This is a genomic window from Lysobacter sp. P5_B9 (assembly GCF_054049835.1).
In genome coordinates this window covers 219,782-240,928 of the sequence record NZ_JBFULP010000005.1, presented here as the reverse complement: position 1 = coordinate 240,928, position 21,147 = coordinate 219,782, and the positions used below count along the sequence as shown (strand labels likewise).

The 21,147-nt window shown below is 65.0% G+C and carries 16 protein-coding genes and 1 tRNA gene; all 17 read right to left on the bottom strand.

What is annotated here, in order from left to right:
* Positions 1 to 111: 111 nt before the first annotated feature.
* Entirely contained in the window at positions 112 to 2,220 is a 2,109-nt protein-coding gene (gene pnp / locus ACXJJ9_RS12130; protein WP_457097399.1) for a polyribonucleotide nucleotidyltransferase, read from the bottom strand.
* Between the two features lie 291 nt (positions 2,221 to 2,511).
* Positions 2,512 to 2,772, bottom strand: coding sequence for a 30S ribosomal protein S15 (gene rpsO / locus ACXJJ9_RS12125; protein WP_310053205.1), 261 nt, complete (start codon positions 2,770 to 2,772; stop codon positions 2,512 to 2,514).
* A gap of 223 nt (positions 2,773 to 2,995) precedes the next feature.
* Positions 2,996 to 3,928, bottom strand: a complete 933-nt coding sequence (gene truB, locus ACXJJ9_RS12120; protein ID WP_457097504.1) for a tRNA pseudouridine(55) synthase TruB — start codon at positions 3,926 to 3,928, stop codon at positions 2,996 to 2,998.
* A 141-nt stretch (positions 3,929 to 4,069) separates the two neighbouring features.
* Positions 4,070 to 4,441, bottom strand: a complete 372-nt coding sequence (rbfA, locus tag ACXJJ9_RS12115; RefSeq protein WP_457097398.1) for a 30S ribosome-binding factor RbfA — start codon at positions 4,439 to 4,441, stop codon at positions 4,070 to 4,072.
* A 12-nt stretch (positions 4,442 to 4,453) separates the two neighbouring features.
* Entirely contained in the window at positions 4,454 to 7,057 is a 2,604-nt protein-coding gene (gene infB / locus ACXJJ9_RS12110) for a translation initiation factor IF-2 (protein WP_457097397.1), read from the bottom strand.
* Between the two features lie 106 nt (positions 7,058 to 7,163).
* The gene (gene nusA / locus ACXJJ9_RS12105) at positions 7,164 to 8,651 is read right to left on the bottom strand and encodes a transcription termination factor NusA (protein ID WP_457097396.1); all 1,488 of its coding nucleotides are present in this window, start codon (positions 8,649 to 8,651) and stop codon (positions 7,164 to 7,166) included.
* A gap of 6 nt (positions 8,652 to 8,657) precedes the next feature.
* Entirely contained in the window at positions 8,658 to 9,248 is a 591-nt protein-coding gene (gene rimP / locus ACXJJ9_RS12100) for a ribosome maturation factor RimP (protein WP_457097395.1), read from the bottom strand.
* A 243-nt stretch (positions 9,249 to 9,491) separates the two neighbouring features.
* Positions 9,492 to 9,568: transfer RNA gene (locus tag ACXJJ9_RS12095), tRNA-Met, on the bottom strand.
* A gap of 97 nt (positions 9,569 to 9,665) precedes the next feature.
* Positions 9,666 to 11,111, bottom strand: a complete 1,446-nt coding sequence (gene nuoN / locus ACXJJ9_RS12090; protein ID WP_457097394.1) for an NADH-quinone oxidoreductase subunit NuoN — start codon at positions 11,109 to 11,111, stop codon at positions 9,666 to 9,668.
* Positions 11,112 to 11,145: 34 nt separating this feature from the next.
* On the bottom strand, positions 11,146 to 12,657 hold the full coding sequence (locus ACXJJ9_RS12085; protein ID WP_457097393.1) for an NADH-quinone oxidoreductase subunit M: 1,512 nt from the start codon (positions 12,655 to 12,657) through the stop codon (positions 11,146 to 11,148).
* 16 nt (positions 12,658 to 12,673) lie between these two features.
* Positions 12,674 to 14,833 carry an NADH-quinone oxidoreductase subunit L gene (gene nuoL, locus ACXJJ9_RS12080; RefSeq protein ID WP_457097392.1) on the bottom strand — a complete coding sequence of 720 codons (2,160 nt, stop codon included), beginning with the start codon at positions 14,831 to 14,833 and terminating at the stop codon, positions 12,674 to 12,676.
* A 177-nt stretch (positions 14,834 to 15,010) separates the two neighbouring features.
* Entirely contained in the window at positions 15,011 to 15,334 is a 324-nt protein-coding gene (gene nuoK, locus ACXJJ9_RS12075; protein ID WP_310053218.1) for an NADH-quinone oxidoreductase subunit NuoK, read from the bottom strand.
* Positions 15,331 to 15,957 carry an NADH-quinone oxidoreductase subunit J gene (locus tag ACXJJ9_RS12070; RefSeq protein WP_457097391.1) on the bottom strand — a complete coding sequence of 209 codons (627 nt, stop codon included), beginning with the start codon at positions 15,955 to 15,957 and terminating at the stop codon, positions 15,331 to 15,333. The genes nuoK and ACXJJ9_RS12070 overlap by 4 nt, the downstream gene beginning before the upstream one ends.
* Before the next feature lie 7 nt (positions 15,958 to 15,964).
* Complete coding sequence (gene nuoI / locus ACXJJ9_RS12065; RefSeq protein ID WP_457097390.1) at positions 15,965 to 16,453, bottom strand: NuoI/complex I 23 kDa subunit family protein; 489 nt, start codon at positions 16,451 to 16,453, stop codon at positions 15,965 to 15,967.
* 7 nt (positions 16,454 to 16,460) lie between these two features.
* Entirely contained in the window at positions 16,461 to 17,552 is a 1,092-nt protein-coding gene (gene nuoH, locus ACXJJ9_RS12060; protein WP_457097389.1) for an NADH-quinone oxidoreductase subunit NuoH, read from the bottom strand.
* Positions 17,552 to 19,783, bottom strand: a complete 2,232-nt coding sequence (gene nuoG / locus ACXJJ9_RS12055) for an NADH-quinone oxidoreductase subunit NuoG (RefSeq protein ID WP_457097388.1) — start codon at positions 19,781 to 19,783, stop codon at positions 17,552 to 17,554. Before nuoG ends, nuoH begins: the two co-directional genes overlap by 1 nt.
* The gene (gene nuoF / locus ACXJJ9_RS12050; RefSeq protein WP_457097387.1) at positions 19,780 to 21,147 is read right to left on the bottom strand and encodes an NADH-quinone oxidoreductase subunit NuoF; all 1,368 of its coding nucleotides are present in this window, start codon (positions 21,145 to 21,147) and stop codon (positions 19,780 to 19,782) included. The genes nuoG and nuoF overlap by 4 nt, the downstream gene beginning before the upstream one ends.

The window sequence follows — 21,147 nt, the reverse complement described above, 5'->3', positions numbered from 1 at the left end:
AGATATGGTGCCATGAATGAGCGCAATGACCGGGCTACACCGGGCCTTTGGCCTGATAAGGAAAAAGCGGGCCGAAGCCCGCTTTTTCAGTGGCGCACGGAACGCGACGGCTTACTCGGCCGTCACGCCCTCGCCTTCTTCCACGGCCTTGATCGACAGGCGGATGCGGCCCTGCTTGTCGACTTCCAGCACCTTGACCTTGACCACATCGCCTTCCTTGAGCTTGTCGGAGACCTTCTCGACGCGCTCGCTGGAGATCTGCGAGACGTGAACGAGACCGTCCTTGCCCGGCAGGATGGTGACGAACGCACCGAAGTCCATGATCTTGGCGACCTTGCCTTCGTAGATGCGGCCCGGCTCGACGTCCGAGGTGATCTGCTCGATGCGGGCCTTAGCGGCCTGGGCAGCGGCGGCATTGACCGAGGCGATGACGATCGTGCCGTCGTCCTGGATGTCGATCTGGGTGCCGGTTTCCTTGGTGATGGCCTGGATGGTCGAACCACCCTTGCCGATCACTTCGCGGATCTTGTCCGGGTGGATCTTCATCGTCAGCAGGCGCGGGGCGAACTCGCTAAGCTCGCTGCGCGGCGTGGTGAGGGCATGCGCCATCTCGCCGAGGATGTGCAGGCGACCGGCCTTGGCCTGGGCCAGTGCGGTCTTCATGATCTCTTCGGTGATGCCCTGGATCTTGATGTCCATCTGCAGGGCGGTCACGCCCTCGGCGGTGCCGGCGACCTTGAAGTCCATGTCGCCCAGGTGGTCTTCGTCACCCAGGATGTCGGACAGCACGACGAAGCGGTCTTCTTCCTTCACCAGGCCCATGGCGATGCCGGCGACCGGTGCCTTGATCGGCACGCCCGCGTCCATCAGCGCCAGCGAGGAACCGCAGACCGAGGCCATCGACGAGGAGCCGTTCGACTCGGTGATCTCCGAGACGATGCGGATGGTGTACGGGAATTCTTCCATCGACGGCATCACTGCCAGCACGCCGCGCTTGGCAAGGCGGCCGTGGCCGATCTCGCGACGCTTCGGGCCCATCATGCGGCCGCACTCGCCGACCGAGTAGGGCGGGAAGTTGTAATGGAACAGGAAGTGTTCCTTGTACTCGCCCGAGACGGCGTCGATGATCTGGCCGTCGCGCGCGGTGCCCAGCGTCGCCACGACGATCGCCTGGGTCTCGCCGCGGGTGAACAGCGAGGAGCCGTGGGTACGCGGCAGCACGCTGACCTTCGAAGCGATCGGGCGCACGGTGTCGAGCGCGCGGCCATCGATGCGGACCTTGGTGTCGAGCACCGAGCCGCGCATGGTCTGGTACTCGAGCTCGCCGAATTCCTTCGACATCTCGCCCGAATTCCAGCCTTCGGATTCGGCACGACCGGCCAATCCGGCCATCACGTCCTTCTTGATCGCCGAGATGGCGTCGCGACGCTGCAGCTTGTCGCGGACCTGGAAGGCCTGGGCGAGCTGGCCGCCGACGGCTTCCTTCAGCGCGCCGATCATGCCGGTGTTCTTTTCCGGAGCGGTCCACGTCGACGGCTTGGTGCCGGCTTCGACGACGAGCTCGTTGATGATGTTGATGACCTTCTGCATCTCGCGATGGCCGAACATCACCGCGCCGAGCATCACGTCTTCCGAAAGCATCTTCGCTTCGGATTCGACCATCAGCACGGCGTTGGAGGTGCCGGCGACAACCAGCTCGAGCTCGGAATCAGCCAGCTCGGTGGCGGTCGGGTTCAGCAGGTACTGGCCGTTCTTGTAACCGACCTTGGCGGCGCCGATTGGGCCCTGGAACGGGGTGCCAGCCAGCGCGAGCGCGGCGGACGCGCCAATCAGGGCAGGGATGTCACCGTCGACTTCCGGGTTCAGCGACATGACCGTCGCGATGATCTGGACTTCGTTCTTGTAGTCCTCCGGGAAGAGAGGACGGATCGGGCGGTCGATCAGGCGCGAGATCAGCGTTTCCTTCTCGGTCGCACGGCCTTCGCGCTTGAAGAAGCCACCCGGGATGCGGCCACCGGCGTAGAACTTTTCCTGGTAGTCGACGGTGAGCGGGAAGAAGTCCTGGCCTTCACGCGCCGACTTGGCGGCGACGGCGGCGACCAGCAACACGGTGCCATCGACGGAAACCATGACGGCGCCGCCGGCCTGGCGGGCGATCTCGCCGGTTTCGAGGGTGTAGGTCTGATTGCCGTACTGGAAGGTCTTGGTAATTTTTGCCACGTTGAATATTCCTGTTTTCTGATTCGTTCCGTCCGGGCCCCTGCCCGTGCGGTTTGGCTGTGTGCAGCCAGTGTCTGGGTTCGTCGCTTACGACAGCGGCGACTGTTTACGCCTTAGGCGGTTAAAGCCGGGTAGTTCACCATCATCAGCCGCTGCGGCGGCTTTGAATCTTCCACAACTTCATTTCGATCGCGGCGCGGCTTCGAGTGTTCCGCAACTTCATTTCGACCGCGGCGCGGCGACCTGCAAAAAAAACCGCGGCGCATCGCTGCGCCGCGGTTGGTGTTTCGTTTATCGGCGCAGACCGAGCTTCTCGATCAGGGCCTTGTAGCGCTCGTTGTCCTTGCGCTTGAGGTAGTCAAGCAGGCTGCGACGGCGGTTCACCATCTGCAGCAGGCCACGACGGCTGTGGTGATCCTGCTTGTGCACCTTGAAATGGCCGGTGAGCTGCTCGATGCGGGCGGTCAGGAGGGCGACCTGGACTTCCGGGGAGCCGGTATCGCCCGTGCCGCGCTTGTGTTCTTCAATGATCTTGCTGGTGTCGATGGACATCGTTTATTTGCCTTGTAGATGCGAGGCCTGCAGAACGCGATTCGGCATTGGAAATGCCGACGCACCGCCTGGTCCGCCGCTTGCTTGGGAGATGCTTTCCAAAGTCCTTGAAAAGCCTGCGGATTGTAGCGCGCCGCGGGGAACCCGGGCAATGACAACGTCCAACGCGCCGCAGCGCGTGGGGAACCGAGGCAGCCGGCGAGCCCAGCCACTACCGCCCTGTCTACGCCTGACGACCGCCGGCTGCCGCCTCGGTGGTCCAGGTGAACAGGCGGCCGGGGCGCAGGATCAGGTCGGAATCGATTTCACCCAGGCCCAGGATGCGGCCTGTCTCGTCATGGATCGCGACCAGCTCGGCAGGTGTGACGCCATCCAGGCGCAGCCGCTGCCCCTGCCCCAGGCGGTGCGCCTGTGCGGCATCGACCACGACCCGAGGGAAGCCGGCCAGGCCGGTTTCGATCGGCAGCAGGCAGGCGTCGAGGGCCGTTTCCCCCTGTCCTTCGGCCAGCGCCTGCAGTTCCTCGAGGCGGTACATGCGCGGGGCCGTGAATGGATCGACCCACTGCCGCCGCAACGTGGCGACGTGGGCGCCACAGCCCAGGTGTTCGCCCAGGTCACGGACGAGGCTGCGGACGTAGGTACCGGAGCCGCATTCCACCTGCAGGCACAGGCGGTTGCGGTCGCGGCTGAGCAACCGGAGGTCATGAACGACGACGTCGCGCTCGGGCGCTTCGATCGTCTCGCCGCGGCGTGCCTTGGCGTACAGCGGCTCGCCGCCCTGCTTCAGTGCGGAAAAGATCGGGGCGCGCTGACGGATCGGGCCGCGCAGGGGCGCGAGTGCGGCTTCGATGCGTGCATCGTCGAGTTCAGGCACGTCGCGCTGCAACAGCGGTGCGCCGTCGGCGTCGTCGCTGTCGGTGGTCAGGCCGAGTTCGGCCGTGGTTTCGTAGGCCTTGCGCGATCCCAGCAGCAGGCCGGCGATCTTGGTGGCTTCGCCGAAGCAGACCGGCAGCAGGCCGGTGGCGAGCGGATCGAGGCTGCCGGTATGTCCGGCCTTCTCGGCGCGGAACAGGTGGCGGACGCGCTGCAGCGCCTGGTTGGAGCTGAGCCCCTGCGGCTTGTCCAGCAGCAGGATGCCGTCGAGCTTGCGGAACATCCTTTTGACGGCGGGCCTTTTGACGGCGGGCCTTTTGACGGCGGGCGTGCGGGGCTTCTTGCTCATCGGGAGATGGTGGACGGACCCGGGCCCGCCAATGGTTGCGTCGAAACGTCGGTGGGCCGTGGCCCACGCTGCGCCCTACCCGGCGTCGCTGTCGTCGGAGGTGGGCGGATTGTCCCGCAGCAGGTTGTCGATGCGCTCGCCGCGATCGACGGAATCGTCGTAATGGAAATGCAGTTCGGGCACATGGCGCAGCTTCATCGAGCGGCCCAATGCGTACCGCAGTTCGGGCGCGATGGCCTTCAACGCCTTCATCGCTTCCTGCGAACGCTCGGGCTGCAGCGCGGTCACGAACACCTTGGCGTGGGCCAGGTCGCGGGTGACTTCCACGTCGGAGACGCTGATCGACGGCAGGCCGTGCTCGCGCACGGCCGTGTGCACGATCGTGCCCAGCTCACGGCGGAGCTGGGCGGAAACGCGATCGGTACGATGGAACGACTTGGTCGGCATGGCGTCGGCACCTTACAGCGTGCGCTGGACCTCGATGCGCTCGAAGCATTCGATCTGGTCGCCCGGCTTGACGTCGTTGTACGCCTTGACGCCGATACCGCATTCGGTGCCGTTGCGCACTTCGTCGACGTTCTCCTTGAAGCGGCGCAGCGATTCCAGCTCGCCCTCGAAGACGACGGTGTTGTCGCGCAGCACGCGGATCGGCTTGTGGCGCTTGACCACGCCCTCGACCACCATGCAGCCGGCGACCGCGCCGAACTTGGAGCTGCGGAACACGTCGCGGACCTCGGCGGTGCCGATGATCTCTTCGCGGATTTCCTTGCCCAGGACACCGGAAGCGATCTGCTTCACCTGGTCGATCACGTCATAGATGATCGAGAAGTAACGCAGGTCGACGCCGTTGCCTTCGATCACCTTGCGGGCCGAAGCGTCGGCACGGACGTTGAAGCCGATGACCGTGGCCTTCGACGTAGCGGCAAGCGTCGCGTCGGATTCGGTGATGCCACCGACGCCGCCGCCGATCACGTTGATGCGGATCAGGTCGTTGGACAGGCCGGTCAGGGCCTCGCGGAGCGCCTGCACCGAACCATGCACGTCGGCCTTGACCACGAGGTTGAGCGTCTGCTGGCCGGCACCCTCGCCCATCTGGGCCATGATGTCTTCCATGCGGTTGCCCGCCTGCGCGACGAGGCGCGATTCGCGGCGCTTGGTGTCGCGCTGCTGCGCGACATCCTTGGCCAGGCGTTCGTCCTCGACCACGACGAAGTCGTCGCCGGAATCGGGCACGCCCGACAGGCCGAGCACCTGCACCGGGATCGACGGACCGGCCTTTTCGACCTGCGAGCCGGTTTCGTCGAACAGCGCGCGCACGCGGCCGTACTGCACGCCGCACACGAGGTAGTCGCCCTTCTTGAGTTCGCCCTGCTGCACGAGCACCGTCGCAACCGGGCCGCGGCCCTTGTCGAGCGAGGATTCGATCACCACGCCGGTGGCGCGGCCGGTCGGCACGGCCTGCAGGTCGAGCACTTCGGCCTGCAGCAGGATCGAGTCGAGCAGATCGTCGACGCCAGCGCCGGTCTTGGCGGAGAGTTCGACCATCTGCGTGTCGCCACCGAAGTCTTCGGCCACGACCTGCTCGGCCAGCAGCTCGTTCTTGACGCGCAGCGGGTCGGCATCCGACTTGTCGATCTTGTTGATGGCGACGATCAGCGGCACCTTCGCCGCCTTCGCGTGCTGCACGGCTTCGCGCGTCTGCGGCATCACGCCGTCGTCGGCGGCCACGACCAGCACCACGATGTCGGTGAGTTTTGCGCCGCGCGCACGCATCTGCGTGAACGCCGCGTGGCCCGGGGTATCGAGGAAGCTGACGACGCCCTTCGGCGTCTCGACGTGGTAAGCGCCGATGTGCTGGGTGATGCCACCGGCCTCGCCGGAGGCGACCTTGGTGCGGCGGATGTAGTCGAGCAGCGAGGTCTTGCCGTGGTCGACGTGGCCCATGATGGTGACCACCGGCGGACGCGTGACCTTGTCGCCCTGCGTTTCCTCGACGTGCGCCAGGAGTGCGTCTTCGGCGGTGTTCTCGCTGGCCTTGACCACGGTATGGCCGAGTTCTTCGGTCACCAGTGCGGCGGTGTCGTGGTCGATGCTCTGGGTGATGGTGGCCATCACGCCCATCTTGAACAGCGCCTTCACCACGTCGCCGCCCTTCAGCGCGAGCTTCTGCGCCAGGTCGGCCACGGTGATGGTTTCGCCGATGGCGATTTCACGGATGACCGGCGCGGTGGGCCGCGAGAAGCCATGCGCACCACCGCCGGAACGGGCCTGTTCCAGCTGACGGCGCGGCTTGGGCTTGCCGCGGGCGCCGGTCGTGCGACGCGCGCGTTCCTGCGCACTCAGGTGCAGCTGGCCGGCAAAGCGGCTGGCGGCATCGTCGTCTTCCACGCCCGCAACCATCGCGTGCGAGCCGCGGGTCTTGTGCTTGGGCGCATTGCGGTCGTCGACGCGTGGCGCGACGGCCGGAGCGGGATGCTTGGGGTGGCCATGACCGTGGCTGGTCGCCGGCTTGCGCGGGGTCTCCTCTTCGGGGACCGCTGCTGCCGCGGCGGCGCGGGCTTCCTCGGCCTTGAGGCGTGCGGCCTCCTCGGCTTCGAGGCGGGCGCGCTCGGCTTCCTCGGCGCGACGCTTGTCGACTTCGGCCAGCTTCTGCTGCTCGGCGGTATTGCGCTGCCTGGATTCCTCCAGCTTGCGCAGGATCTCGGCACGCTCATCGGTCACCGGCCCGCCCGCTCCCGCCTGCTCGGCGGTCGGCTTGACCAGCGTGACCTTCTTGCGCACGACCACATCGACCGTGGCCTTGTTCTTGCCGCCGCCGACGGTGAGTTCTTCCTTGCGGCTGCGGTTCAGCGTGATCTTCTTGGGCGCTTCGCTGGTGTCGGCGTTGTCCGCCTTGCCGTGCGACCGCTTCAGGAAGCCAAGCAGCTTGACCTTCTCGATGCTGGTCACGACCTGATCGGGGCCGCTGAAGCTCATGCCGGCCTCGGCCAGCTGCTCCAGCAACTTCTCGACCGGTGTATTCACCAGTTCAGCGAGCTTGCGGATGGTGGTTTGCTGCGACATTCGGTTCCGTGTCCTCGTGGCGCGGGACGTGTCCCGCACATGATGGAGCGATTCTAACTTGTGGCTTCCGGAGGGCCGTTAGCGGGCCGTCCCGGTCATCCCTGGGTTACTCGAACCAGTGCTTGCGCGCTTCCATGATCAGCGCCTTGGCACGGTCCTCGTCGACGCCTTCGATGTCCGTCAATTCGTCGGTGGCGAGGTCGGCGAGGTCGTCCCGCGTGACCACGCCGCGCGCGGCGAGCGTGTACGCAAGTTCCTCGTCCATGCCTTCCAGCCCGAGCAGGTCGGCCGACGGCTGGTGCTCGTCGAGCTCCTCTTCGGCGGCAAGCGCTTCGTTGAGCAGTGCGTCGCGGGCGCGCGAACGCAGCTCCTCGACGATGTCCTCGTCGAAGCCCTCGACGGCGAGCAGCTCGCCGACCGGGACGTAGGCGATTTCCTCGACGGTGTTGAAGCCTTCCGACACCAGGATCCCGGCGATTTCCTCGTCGACTTCGAGCTTGTCCATGAACAGCTGGCGCGCGGTCGTCTGTTCGGCTTCCGACTTCGCCGTGACCTGGTCCTGCGTCATCACGTTGAGCTGCCAGCCCGACAGGCGGCTGGCGAGGCGCACGTTCTGGCCGCCCTTGCCGATGGCCTGGGCCAGGCGGTCTTCGGCGACCGCGAGGTCCATCGAGTGCTTCTCTTCATCGACGATGATGGACTGCACTTCCGCCGGCGCCATGGCGTTGATGACGAACTGGGCCGGGTTGTCCGACCACAGCACGATGTCGACGCGCTCGCCATTGAGCTCGTTCGACACCGCCTGCACGCGCGAACCGCGCATGCCGATGCAGGCGCCGATCGGATCGGTACGGTTGTCGTGCGCCTGCACGGCGATCTTGGCGCGGTCGCCCGGGTCGCGGGCGCAGGCCTTGATGGACACCAGGCCCTGGCCGACTTCCGGCACTTCGAGCTTGAACAGTTCCATCATGAATTCCGGGGCGGCGCGGCTGATGAACAGCTGCGGGCCACGCGGTTCGGTGCGCACATCGAACAGGTAGCCGCGGACGCGGTCGCCGGCGCGCAGCACGTCGCGCGGGATGCCCTTGTCCTTGGGGATGATCGCCTCGGCATTGCCGCCGAGGTCGACGTAGATATTGCCGCGCTCGGCGCGCTTGACGATGCCGGTCACGAGTTCGCCGACGCGATCCTTCCACGCGTCCACGACCTGCGCGCGCTCGGCTTCGCGCACGCGCTGCACGATCACCTGCTTGGCGGCCTGGGCGGCGATGCGGCCGAACTCGGGGTTCTCGATCTGCTCTTCGATGTAGTCGCCGATCTCGACGCCTTCGGCTTCGTCGATGGCATCCATCATGCGGATCTGGCGGTCCGGCGACTCCATGACCACGTCATCGGCCACGACTTCCCAGCGGCGGAAGGTTTCGTAGCTGCCGTCCTTCGAGTCGATCGCAACGCGCACCAGCACATCCTGGTCGTGATAGCGCTTCTTCGCGGCGGAGGCCAACGCAGCCTCGATCGCCTCGAAAATCACTTCACGCGGCACGCCCTTTTCATTGGCTACCGCATCAACGACCAGCAACAGTTCCTTGCTCATCTTTGCTTACTCCGCACGAGACGGCTTCTTCGCCGCCGGCTTTTGGTTGGATTTCTTGTCTTTTGCCGGGGCCTTGCCCGGCTTGGTCTTTTCGGCGCTCAGGCCCAACGCGGCCCAATCGGGAACCAGGCGCGCCTTTTCGATGTTGTCCGCACGCACGACGAACTCGTTGCCGTCGACGTCGAACGTGATGTTCTCGCCCTCGACGCGCGCGATCCGGCCCTGCATGCGGCGGCGGCCGTCCTGCGGCAGGCGCAGCGCGACCTTGGCCGATTCCCCGGCGAATCGCGCGAATTGCGCGGCGCCGAACAATGGGCGGTCGATGCCGGGCGAAGACACTTCCAGCGTGTAGTGGCTGCTGATCGGGTCCTCGACATCGAGCTGCGCGGAGACCTCGCGACTGACGGCTTCGCAGTCCTCGATGGTCACCGCACGCGGTTCGCCATCCGCGCCCACCGCATCGGCCGGCACGTCGATGTACAGGCGCAGCATTGCGCCGCCCGGTGAGGGCAGGTATTCGGCGCCGAGCAGTTCCAGGCCGAGCGACGTTACCGTCGGGCCCAGTAAAGCAGCGATTTCGTTGGCCTTGTCCGTCATGTCTTCCGTTGAAAGTCCCGCCAGGCGGGCCACTTGCAGGAGTGCGAAGAAACTGTGGTGCTTTGCGCGGAGCTGATCGGGAAACGCAGAATCAGGAAACGCAAAAACAACAAGGGGCCCGACGGGCCCCTTGTCCGTTACAACTGGATTTCGGTGCGGCGACCCGTTACTGGCGTCACCGCAAAGCCCGAGCCTTGCGACTAAAAAGAAAAGCCTCCTGAGAGGCCTTCCTCCAGCCGAAGCTGGTAGCGGGGGTAGGATTTGAACCTACGACCTTCGGGTTATGAGCCCGACGAGCTGCCAGACTGCTCCACCCCGCAGCAGGAGCGGAATTATGACGGCTTACCAAATTCCTTGCAAGCCGAAAGTTGAACAAATGTTTGGGTTTCGCAAAAACCCTTGGAAAACCAGCGCTTTTCAGACCCCGAACGCGTACTTGCACCACGCCATGATCGGGTTCCAGGCGAAACCCAGCGCCAGCAGCGCCAGGGCATTGACGCCAAACACGATGCGGAGCGGACGGTCCATGTTGGGGGCATGCAGCTCCCCCTGCGGCTCCTCGAAGTACATCGCCTTGACCACGCGCAGGTAATAGAACGCACCGATCACCGCGAAGACGAGGCCCACCAGCGCCAGCCACCACATGCCGCCTTCGAACGCCGCACGCAGGACAGCCAGCTTGGCCCAGAAGCCCAGGAACGGCGGGATGCCGGCCAGCGAGGCCATGACGCACAGGATCAGGCCAGCCAGCCACGGACTGCGGGCGTTCAGGCCGCGGTAGTCGTCGATGTTGTCGGCCTCGAAACCGCGCCCTGCCAGTACCACGATCGCACCGAAAGCAGCGGCCGACATCACCGCGTAGCTGATCGCGTAGAAAAGCGCCGCCGCCATGCCCTGCGGTCCACCGCCGGCAAGGCCGAGGAACAGGAAGCCGACGTGCGACACCGTCGAGTACGCCAGCAGGCGCTTGAAGTTGCTCTGCACGAGCGCGCTGAGATTACCGATCACGAGCGAAGCGACGGCCAGCGCCGCCAGCAGCAGGCGCCAGCGGTCATCCAGCGGACCGGCACCGGTTACCAGCAGGCGATAGACCATGCCGAAATAGGCAAGCTTGGGCGCGGAGCCGATGAACAGCGTGATGGGGGTCGGTGCGCCGTGATAGACGTCTGGCAGCCACATGTGGAAAGGCGCGGCACCGAACTTGAAGGCGATGCCGGCAACGGCAAAGACCACGCCGGTGAGTAGCAGCGTCGTCTGCGGGGTCGAGCCGGCCGCGGCACCGATCGTGGCGAGGTCGAGCGAGCCGGTCGCGCCATAGATCAGCGACAGGCCGTACAGGACCAGGCCCGAGGCGAGCGAACCCAGTACGAAATACTTGATGGCCGCTTCCGAGGCGATCGGGCTGTCGCGGTCGACGGCGACCAGGGCGTACGAGCACAGCGCCAGCATTTCCAGGCCGAGATACACCATCACCAGGCTGCCCGCCGACACCAGCAACATCATTCCGGCGATCGCGAACAGCATCAGCACCGGAATCTCGCCCTGGTAGAGGTTGCGCTGGCGCAGGTACGGCCAGCCATAGACCAGCGCGAAGGCACTGACGCCGCAGATCGCCACCTTCATGACGTCGGCCGCGGTATCGCGCACGAACATGCCATTGAGGACCGTGCCCGGCCCGCCCACGCCGGCCGCGATCATGGCGATCACCACCACCAGCGTCGCGATCGAGAGCACGTGCGTGATCACGCGCTGGCGCGAATCCAGGAACAGGTCGAGCATCAGCCAGGCGAATGCCGCGCCGACGAGCACCAGCTCGGGCAGCAGTGGCATCAGGTCGGCGGCGGTGGGCATGGTCATCTGCATGTCTGGATCTCTGGCGGCAGTCGCGCGACGCGCGTTACAGCTTGGAAGTGGCGATCTGGGTCGCCAGGTTGGCGATCGACGGTTCCATCAGGTCGATCAGCGGCTTGGGGTAGATGCCCAGTACCAGCACGCCGGCGGCGAAGACGCCCAGCACGATCGCTTCGCGGAAGTTGATGTCTTCCATCTCCGCTACGTGCGCGTTGCCGACCTCGCCCCAGATCACGCGCTTCACCAGCCACAGCGTGTAACCGGCGCCGACGATAAGCGTGGTGGCCGCCGCGAAGGCGATCAACGGGTGCTTCTGGAAGCTCGACAGGATCACCATGAACTCGCCGACGAAACCCGACGTGCCCGGCAGGCCCGAGTTGGCCATCGCGAACAGCACGAAGAACGTCGCGAACCACGGCATCACGTTCACCACGCCGCCGTAATCCTTGATCATGCGGCTGTGCATCCGGTCATACAGGACGCCAACGCAGGTGAACATGGCGCCAGAGATGAAGCCGTGGCTGATCATCTGCACCATCGCGCCCTGCAGGCCGAGGCGCGCGGCATCGTAGTTGCCGTAGTCGCGCACCAGCGCGAAGGCGACGAACGTACCCAGGGTGACGAAGCCCATGTGCGAGACCGACGAGTACGCGATCAGCTTCTTCATGTCGTCCTGCACCAGCGCGACCAGGCCGACATAGATCACCGCGATCAGGCTCAGGGCGATCACGAACGTCGCCCACTCGGTACCGGCATCCGGCACGATCGGCAGGGTGAAGCGCAGGAAGCCGTATCCACCGATCTTGAGCATGATCGCGGCCAGGATCACCGAGCCGGCGGTCGGTGCCTCCACGTGCGCATCCGGCAACCATGTGTGGACCGGGAACATCGGCACCTTGACCGCGAACGCGGCGAGGAAGCCCCAGAAGATCCACATCTGTTCCTGGGCCGTCAGCTGCAACGCATACATGTCCGCGATCTGCCAGCTACCGCCCTTCAGGTACATGTAGATCAGCGCGGCGAGCATGAACACCGAACCGATGAACGTATAGAGGAAGAACTTCACCGCCGCGTATACGCGGCGCGGGCCGCCCCAGACGCCGATGATCAGGAACATCGGGATCAGCATGGCCTCGAAGAAAACGTAGAACAGCATCGAGTCGAGCGCGGAGAACACGCCGATCATCAGCCCTTCGAGGATCAGGAACGAGGCGTAGTACTGGCTGACGCGCTTGTCGACCGACCCCCATGCGGAAATCAGCACCAGCAGCGAAGTCAGCGTGGTCAGGCCGATCAGCGCGACCGAGATGCCGTCCACGCCGAGGCTGTAGCGGATGTCGTAGGCAGGGATCCAGGCATGCTCTTCGCCGAACTGCATGCCGGGATTCGGCTGGTCGAAGCCGGTGAACAGCAGGACGCTGGCCAGCAACGTCACCGCGGCGACGGCGAGGCCGAACCAGCGGGCAGAGTTCGCGCGCTCGTTGCCGAATGCGAGGGTGAGGAAGCCGCCGATGATGGGCAGCCAGATCAGCAGGCTAAGCAAGGGCCAGGAAGTCACGTTGCGAGGTCCTTAATCAGCGCCAATAACGGATGAGAACGGCCAACGAAGCGATCAGGCCGACGATCATCGCGAAAGCGTAGTGGTAGAGGTAACCGGTTTGGCCGCGCCGGACGACGCGGGCAGTGAGGTCGGTGATGCGGGCGCTGGCGTTGACGGCGCCGTCGATCACGTTGGTGTCGAACCAGCGCGAGAACTTGCCGACGAGGACGCCGCCACCGGCGAAGCCGTTGATCCACAGCGTGTCCATGCCGTACTTCTCTTCAAGCACGCGCACCGGCCATGCGAAGAACCTGCGAGCCTTGTCTGGCAACTCTGGCTTCCACACGTACATCACCGTCGCCAGCAGGAACCCGGAGAAGGCCAGGATGAACGGCCACTGGAGGAATCCATGCAGCGCCATGGCCAGCGGACCGTGGAACTCTTCCGCCACCTTGCCGACCGTATCCTGCGCCGGGGGAACATCGATCGCCCCCAGGAAGAACCGCGCCTGCTCGGCATGGCCGAGCATGTCGGTGCCGAACAGCATCGGACCGACGGTGACGAAGCCGATCAGGATCGACGGGATCGCCAGCAGGACCAGCGGCAGCGTCACCACCCACGGCGATTCGTGCGGCGTATGCGCATGATCGTCATGGCCATGATCGTCGTGGTCGCCGTGGGCCTCGTGCTCATGCGCAAGCGCGTCTTCCCGTTCGGTCGAATCCGCTTCCGGCGCCACGTAATGATCCGGCACCGGGTCATGGAAGTGCTCCTTCCCGTGGAACGTCATGTACAGCAGGCGGAAGCTGTAGAACGAAGTCACGAAGGCGCCCAGCAGCACGGCCCAGTAACCGTAGGTCGCCACCCAGTTGTGCGCTTCATGCGCATGCTCCGCCGCGGCCTCGATGATCGTGTCCTTCGAGTAGAAGCCACTGAAGAATGGCGTGCCGACCAGGGCCAGCGTGCCGATCAGCATGGTGATGTAGGTGATGGGCATGTACTTCTTCAGGCCACCCATGCGGCGCATGTCCTGCTCGTGGTGCATGCCGATGATCACCGAGCCGGCACCCAGGAACAGCAGCGCCTTGAAGAAGGCATGGGTCATCAGGTGGTAGACCGCGGCCGAATATGCCGAGACGCCGAGCGCGACGGTCATGTAGCCCAGCTGCGACAGCGTCGAATACGCGATCACGCGCTTGATGTCGTTCTGCACGACGCCGATCAGGCCAGTCCAGAATGCCGTCGTGGCGCCGATGAACAGCACGAAGTTCAGCGCGGTCTCGCTCAGCTGGAACAGCGGCGACATGCGCGCGACCATGAAGATGCCGGCGGTGACCATCGTCGCTGCGTGGATCAGCGCGGAGATCGGGGTCGGGCCTTCCATCGAGTCGGGCAGCCACACATGCAGCGGCACCTGGGCCGACTTGCCCATGGCACCGATGAACAGGCAGATGCAGATCAGCGTAATGACGGACCACTCCCAGGGAGAGGTCAATACCCAGGTCTTGCCAAATACATCGAGCGCGCCCGACCAGATGATCGTGAGCTTCGAGGCGATCTCCGGATCACCTGTCTTCGCGAATACCGTGGCGTAGTCGAGGGTGCCGAACCAGAGCAGTACGCCAGCGATGCCGAGCAGGAAGCCGAAGTCACCCACGCGGTTGACCAGGAACGCCTTGAGATTGGCGAACACCGCCGTCGGGCGCTTGAACCAGAAGCCGATCAGCAGGTAAGAGACCAGGCCCACCGCTTCCCAGCCGAAGAACAGCTGCAGGAAGTTGTTGCTCATCACGAGCATCAACATCGAGAACGTGAACAGCGAGATGTAGCTGAAGAAGCGCTGGTAGCCCGGGTCTTCTTCCATGTAGCCGATGGTGTAGACATGCACCAGCAGCGAAACGAAGGTCACCACGACCATCATCATCGCGGTCAGCTTGTCGATCATGAAACCGACGTGCGCGTCTATCCCGCCGACCTGGAACCAGGTGTAGACGTTCTCGTTGAACGGCGCGGCACCCTGCCCGACCAGTTGCCAGAGGACGTACATCGACAGCGCGCAACTGATCGCGACGCCGCCGATGGTGACGGTATGCGCCCCGGCGCGGCCGATGCGACGGCCGAACAGCCCGGCGAGGATCGCACCCAGCAGGGGTGCGAGCACGATGATCAGCAGATGGGTTTTGGAGATTGCCATTTGTTATCCGTTGATCGAACCGTAAAGCGCGGATCGTTAGCGTTCTTGTTTTCGCGACTATTGCAATCTGTTGCCGCCATCCGTAGCGAAACCTCACGGGCTTTCGGTTAGCCCTGCCCGGACATCCTGTCCGGGCGTTCGTCGATGCGCGAGCCAGTGGCTCGCAAGCGCATCAACTCACCCCTTCAACGAATCGATCTGGGTGACGTTGATGGTGCGTCGATTGCGGAACAGCGTGACCAGGATCGCCAAGCCGATCGCGGCTTCCGCCGCGGCCACTGTCAGGATGAAGAACACGAACACCTGCCCGGCCGGGTCGCCGAACTGGCGCGAAAATGCAACGAAGTTGATGTTGACGGCGAGCAGCATCAGCTCGATCGACATCAGGAGGATGATCACGTTCTTGCGGTTGAGCACGATGCCCGCAACGCTGATGCAGAACAGTGCGGCGCCGAGCGCAAGGTAGTGACCCAAAGCGACGCCTTCACCGAGCAGAGTCATGGCTGCACCTCTTCGCCAGTGGCCGGAGCTTGCGGCTTCACGGCGTCCATCTTGACCATGCGGATGCGGTCGGCCGCGCGGACGCGGGCCTGCTCCGAAGGGTTCTGGTGCCGCGCACCCGGCCGGCGACGCAGGGTGAGCATGACGGCGGCGATCACCGCGATCGTCAGGATCACCGCGGCCACTTCAAACGGCAGCATGAAATCCGTGAACAGCGCGCGCGCCAACCAGGTGGTGTTGGGGACATCCGCGACGTTGTCGGCGAAGGGCGTGGCGCTCGCGGCCCTCACGCCGATCAGGGTCAGCATTTCCGCCAGCATGACCACGGCAACGATGAGTCCCAGCGGCAGGTACCGGACGAAGCCTTCGCGCAATGGCGCGACGTCGAGGTCCAGCATCATCACCACGAACAGGAACAGGACCATCACCGCGCCGACATAGACCAGGACCAGCGCGATGCCGAGGAATTCGGCGCCGGAAATGATCCAGGTGCAGGCGACGGAGAAGAAAGTCAGCACCAGGCACAGCGCGGAATGCACCGGGTTGCGGACGGTGATCACGCCCAGCGCCGCCATGGTGGCCATGGCGGCAAAGGCGAGGAATGCGAGTTTCACGAAATCCATGGCGACCTCAGCGGAACGCGGCGTCGGTAGCGCGACGCTCGGCGATTTCGGCTTCGAGCCGGTCGCCGATCGCCAACAGCTGCGGCTTGGTGACGATGTTCTGGCCGCGCTTCTCGAAGTGATATTCGTGGATGTGCGTCTCCACGATCGAATCGACCGGGCAGGACTCCTCGCAGAACCCGCAGAAGATGCACTTGAACAGATCGATGTCGTAGCGCGTGGTGCGGCGGGTGCCGTCCGCGCGCTTTTCCGAATCGATGGTGATCGCCAGCGCGGGGCACACGGCCTCGCACAACTTGCAGGCGATGCACCGCTCCTCCCCATTCGGGTAACGGCGCAGCGCATGGATGCCGCGGAAGCGCGGCGACTGCGGTGTCTTCTCCATCGGGTACATCAGCGTGTACTTCGGCTTGAACAGGTACTTGAGCGTCAGCCCGAGTCCCTGCAGCAGCTCGACGAGCAGAAGGCTCTTGAAGTAGGAAACGATGCGAGTCATGCCTTTCTCACTGCCCCGGCGTGAACACGTTGAAGTACGCCAACAGCGCGGTGACGCAGATCCACGCGATGGTCAGCGGAATGAACACCTTCCAGCCCAGGCGCATGATCTGGTCGAAGCGGTAGCGCGGGAACGATGCGCGGAACCAGATGAAGCAACTGGCGAAGAAGAACACCTTGATCAAAAGCCACGGCCAGCCGCCCTTCCAGATCCAGTTCACCAGCCCATTCACGTCACCGTCGTAAAGGCCCTGGAACGGGCTGAGCCAGCCGCCAACGAAGAAGATCGAGACCAGGAAGCTGATCAGGATCATGTTCGCGTATTCGGCGAGGAAGAACAGCGCGAACGCCGAACCCGAGTACTCGACCATGTGGCCGGCGACGATTTCCGACTCGCCTTCGACCACGTCGAACGGCGCGCGATTGGTTTCGGCCACGCCCGAGATGAAATACACCACGAACAACGGCAGCAGCGGCCACATGAACCACTCGAACGCGCCAGCGTCGCCCGCCTGCGCCATCACGATGTCGGTGAGGTTGAGGCTGCCCGCCGCGATCAGCACGCCGACCATGGCGAAGCCCATCGCGATCTCGTAGGAGACCATCTGCGCCGCGGCGCGCATGGCGCCGAGGAAGGCGTACTTCGAGTTCGAGGCCCAACCAGCGAGGATGATGCCGTACACGCCCATCGAGGTCATGGCGAGCAGGTACAGCAGGCCCGCATTGGCGTTCGACAGCACGAGCTTGGCATCGAACGGCACCACCGCCCAGGCGGCGAACGCCGGCGCCAGCGCCAGCAGCGGCGCGAACTTGAACAGGAACGGCTGCGCGCGCGTCGGCTGGATGACTTCCTTGAACAACAGCTTGAACACGTCGGCGAAGGCCTGGAGGATGCCCTTGCCCACGTACATCGGACCGCGGCGCACGTGCATCCAGCCGATCAGCTTGCGTTCCCACACCACGTAGAACGCAACCGTGATGATCACCGGCATGGCGATCAGCAGGACCTTGAGCACGATCCAGGCGACGTTGCCGCCGGCGCCGAAGTCGAGCATCCAATCGCGGAAAGTATCGACAGCCTGAAACATACCGTCTGACATCACGCCCTCCCCGCCTGCACGCGGCCCGCACCCAGCGGCGCGGTGGCGCCGTGGCCGCTTTCGATCCACACCGTGCCGCGCGCAACCTTGTCGCTGATGACCACCGGCAAGGTTGCGGTGCCCGCTGCCGCGGTGAACTTGCCGACCACGCCTTCGCGGAAGCCGAGCGCATCCGCATCGGCCGGATGCAGTGCGGCATGCGGTTCGACGTTGAGCGGATGCGATTGCAGGCTGGCCGCGCGGCGCACGACGGCATCGCTGCGATAGATCGCGGTGCTCACGGCCAACTCAAGGCCTTCGCCCGTGACACCCGGCGCCTGCCCGGCGGCAGGCTGCATGTCCTGGCGATGCACGTCGGCACGCAGGCCGGCGAGGTCGGTGAATTCAAAACCCGCGACAGCGAGTTCGCCGCCCAGGGCGCGCAGCACGCGCCAGCCGGCGCGTGCATCACCCGGCAACTTGCCGCCGGCAACCGTCGCCTGGTCGAGGCCTTCCAGGTTGGTCAGGGTCGCTTCGATTTCAGGCAGCGCTCCGATCGGCAGGATCACGTCGGCCACCGCGCGCGTGGAGCGGCAGGCGAAATGGCTGAACGCGACGACCTGGGCCGAAGCCAGCGCCTTGTTGGCTGCGGCGGTGTCGGCGAAATCCAGGCCCGGTTCGATGCCATAGATCACGTATGCCGAACGCGGCTGCACCAGCATCGCCTGCGCATCGCGCGAGCGCGGCAGCACGCCGTGCTTCGACAGACCGACGGCGTTGGCGCCCTGCGGGATGCGGCACACGCGGGCGTTGGTCGTCGCGGCGAATTCTGCCGCCGCCTTGCGGATGGCCGCTGCGTACGGGCTGCTCTCGGCGACACCGCCGACGATGACGACGGCGCGCGTCGCATCCTTCAGCGCATCGCGCAGGCCGGCGTCGGCCAGCGCCGCGGCGATCTGCGACGGGGCAACGATGCGGCTGCTCGCGGTCTTGAAGGTGAAATCGAAGTCGACCGGATTGACGACATGCACCTTGGCGCCACGCGTCCATGCCTTGCGCACGCGGGCATGCAGCAGCGGGACTTCATGGCGCAGGTTGCTGCCGACGATCACGATCGCATCGGCATTGCTCAGATCGGCGACCGGCATGCCGAAGGTTTCGGCGACGGCGGCGTCGGACAGATCGCGCTGCGAGATGCGGTGGTCGATGTTGCCGGTGCCCAGGGCTTCGGCGAGGCGGGCCAGCAGTGCGCCCTCTTCGTTCGACGTGGCCGGGTGGACCAGCACGCCGAGGTTGTCGGCGCCGTTGTCGCGCAGGATCTGCGCGGCCTTGGCCAGCGCCTCTTCCCACGAGGCTTCACGGAAATCGGCGCCTTCCTTGATCAGCGGCCGGGTGGCGCGATCGGCAGCGTACAGGCCCTGGTGCGAATAGCGATCGCGATCCGACAGCCAGCATTCGTTGACTGCTTCATTGTCGCGGGGCACCGTTCGCAGCACTTCGCCGCGACGCACGTGCAGGAACAGGTTGCTGCCCAACGCGTCGTGGTAGCCCAGCGATTCGCGCGCGGTCAGTTCCCACGGACGCGCCTTGAACTGGAACACCTTGTTGGTCAGCGCGCCCACCGGGCAGACGTCGATGACGTTGCCGGACAGCTCGGTCGTGAGCGGCTTGCCGTCGTAGGTGCCGATCTGCAGGTTCTCGCCACGGTACATGCCGCCCAGTTCGTAGGTGCCGGCGATGTCCGCGGTGAAGCGCACGCAGCGCGTGCACTGGATGCAGCGGGTCATCTCGGTGGCGACCAGCGGACCGATGTCCTCGTCCGGTACCACGCGCTTGCGCTCGGCGAAGCGGCTGACCGAACGGCCATAGCCCAGCGACAGATCCTGCAGTTCGCACTCGCCGCCCTGGTCGCAGATCGGGCAGTCGAGCGGATGGTTGATCAGCAGGAACTCCATGACGTTGCGCTGCGACTTCAACGCCTTTTCGCTGCGCGTGACGACCTTCATGCCTTCCATCACCGGCGTGGCGCAGGCCGGCGCCGGCTTGGGCATCTTCTCGACTTCGACCAGGCACATGCGGCAGTTGGCCGCGATGGCGAGCTTGTCGTGGTAGCAGAAGCGCGGAATGGCGATGCCGGCCTTGTCGGCGGCCTGGATGATCATCGAGCCCTTGGGCGCGGTCATCGGCACGCCATCGATCTCGATCGAGACGTGGTCCGGCGGAACGTTCGGGTTGACGGGCTGTGCACTCATGCGGCCACCTTCTCTACGACGGTGCCGGCGCGCTGATCGTCGACCAGGAAACGCTTGTTCACGATCGCGTACTCGAACTCATCCCAGAAATGACGCAGGAAGCCCTGCACGGGCCAAGCGGCGGCTTCACCAAACGCGCAGATGGTGTGGCCTTCGATCTGGCCCGCCGCAGCGCGCAACATCTGCAGGTCCTCGAGAGTGGCCTGCTTGTCGACGATGCGTGTCAGCATGCGGTACATCCAGCCAGTACCTTCCCGGCACGGCGTGCACTGGCCACAGCTTTCCTTGAAATAGAAGCGCGCGATGCGCTGGCAGGCGCGCACCATGCAGGCGGTTTCGTCCATCACGATCACCGCGCCCGAGCCCAGCCCGGAACCGGCCTTCTGGATCGAGTCGTAATCCATGGTCAGACCCAGCATGGTCTCGCCCGGCAGCACCGGCATCGAGGAGCCACCGGGGATGACCGCCTTGATCTTGTGGCCGTTGCGGATGCCACCGGCCAGTTGCAGCAGGTCGGCGAACGGCGTGCCCAGGCGGATCTCGTAATTGCCCGGACGGGCGACATGGCCCGATACCGAGAAGATCTTCGGGCCACCGTTGTTCGGCTTGCCCAGGTTGAGGAACCAGTCCGCACCGTTGCGGATGATCGCCGGCACCGACGCATAGGTCTCGGTGTTGTTGATCGTGGTCGGCTTGCCGTACAGGCCGAAGTTGGCCGGGAACGGCGGCTTGTAGCGCGGCTGGCCCTTCTTTCCTTCCAGCGATTCCATCAGCGCGGTTTCTTCGCCGCAGATGTAAGCGCCCGCGCCGAGCGCGTTGTACATGTCGACGTCCACGCCGGAGCCGAGGATGTCCTTGCCCAGCCAGCCATTCTTGTAGGCCTCGGCGAGCGCTTCCTCGAGGTGCTCGAACGGCTCGTGGTGGAACTCGCCGCGCAGGTAGTTGTACGCCACGGTCGAACCGGTCGCGTAGCACGCGATCGCCATGCCTTCGATCACCGCATGCGGGTTGTAGCGCAGGATGTCGCGGTCCTTGGCGGTGCCCGGCTCGGACTCGTCCGAATTGCACAGGATGTACTTCTGCGTGCCCGAACCCTTGGGCATGAAGCTCCACTTCAGACCGGTCGGAAAGCCCGCGCCGCCGCGGCCACGCAGGCCGGACTGCTTGACCATCTCGATGACGGCGGCAGGATCCATCTTCTCGCTGAGGATCTTGCGCCAGGCGCTGTAGCCACCCGTCTTCAGGTAGTTCTCGTACGACCAGGGCTTGTCGAAGTGCAGCGTCGTGTAGACGACGTTGTGCTCCTGCGGGACAGGACCGACCGGGCCGTGCGGCTCTGAATGGCTATGGTCTTGATGTGCCAT

Bases quoted from the DNA above. Each gene is read 5' to 3' on its own strand.
- rpsO (WP_310053205.1), bottom strand. From the start codon at position 2,772: ATGTCCATCGACACCAGCAAGATCATTGAAGAACACAAGCGCGGCACG.
- truB (WP_457097504.1), bottom strand. From the start codon at position 3,928: ATGTTCCGCAAGCTCGACGGCATCCTGCTGCTGGACAAGCCGCAGGGG.
- rbfA (WP_457097398.1), bottom strand. From the start codon at position 4,441: ATGCCGACCAAGTCGTTCCATCGTACCGATCGCGTTTCCGCCCAGCTC.
- infB (WP_457097397.1), bottom strand. From the start codon at position 7,057: ATGTCGCAGCAAACCACCATCCGCAAGCTCGCTGAACTGGTGAATACA.
- nusA (WP_457097396.1), bottom strand. From the start codon at position 8,651: ATGAGCAAGGAACTGTTGCTGGTCGTTGATGCGGTAGCCAATGAAAAG.
- rimP (WP_457097395.1), bottom strand. From the start codon at position 9,248: ATGACGGACAAGGCCAACGAAATCGCTGCTTTACTGGGCCCGACGGTA.
- nuoN (WP_457097394.1), bottom strand. From the start codon at position 11,111: ATGCAGATGACCATGCCCACCGCCGCCGACCTGATGCCACTGCTGCCC.
- nuoL (WP_457097392.1), bottom strand. From the start codon at position 14,833: ATGGCAATCTCCAAAACCCATCTGCTGATCATCGTGCTCGCACCCCTG.
- nuoK (WP_310053218.1), bottom strand. From the start codon at position 15,334: ATGACTCTGCTCGGTGAAGGCGTCGCTTTGGGTCACTACCTTGCGCTC.
- ACXJJ9_RS12070 (WP_457097391.1), bottom strand. From the start codon at position 15,957: ATGGATTTCGTGAAACTCGCATTCCTCGCCTTTGCCGCCATGGCCACC.
- nuoI (WP_457097390.1), bottom strand. From the start codon at position 16,453: ATGACTCGCATCGTTTCCTACTTCAAGAGCCTTCTGCTCGTCGAGCTG.
- nuoH (WP_457097389.1), bottom strand. From the start codon at position 17,552: ATGTCAGACGGTATGTTTCAGGCTGTCGATACTTTCCGCGATTGGATG.
- nuoG (WP_457097388.1), bottom strand. From the start codon at position 19,783: ATGAGTGCACAGCCCGTCAACCCGAACGTTCCGCCGGACCACGTCTCG.
- nuoF (WP_457097387.1), bottom strand. From the start codon at position 21,147: ATGGCACATCAAGACCATAGCCATTCAGAGCCGCACGGCCCGGTCGGT.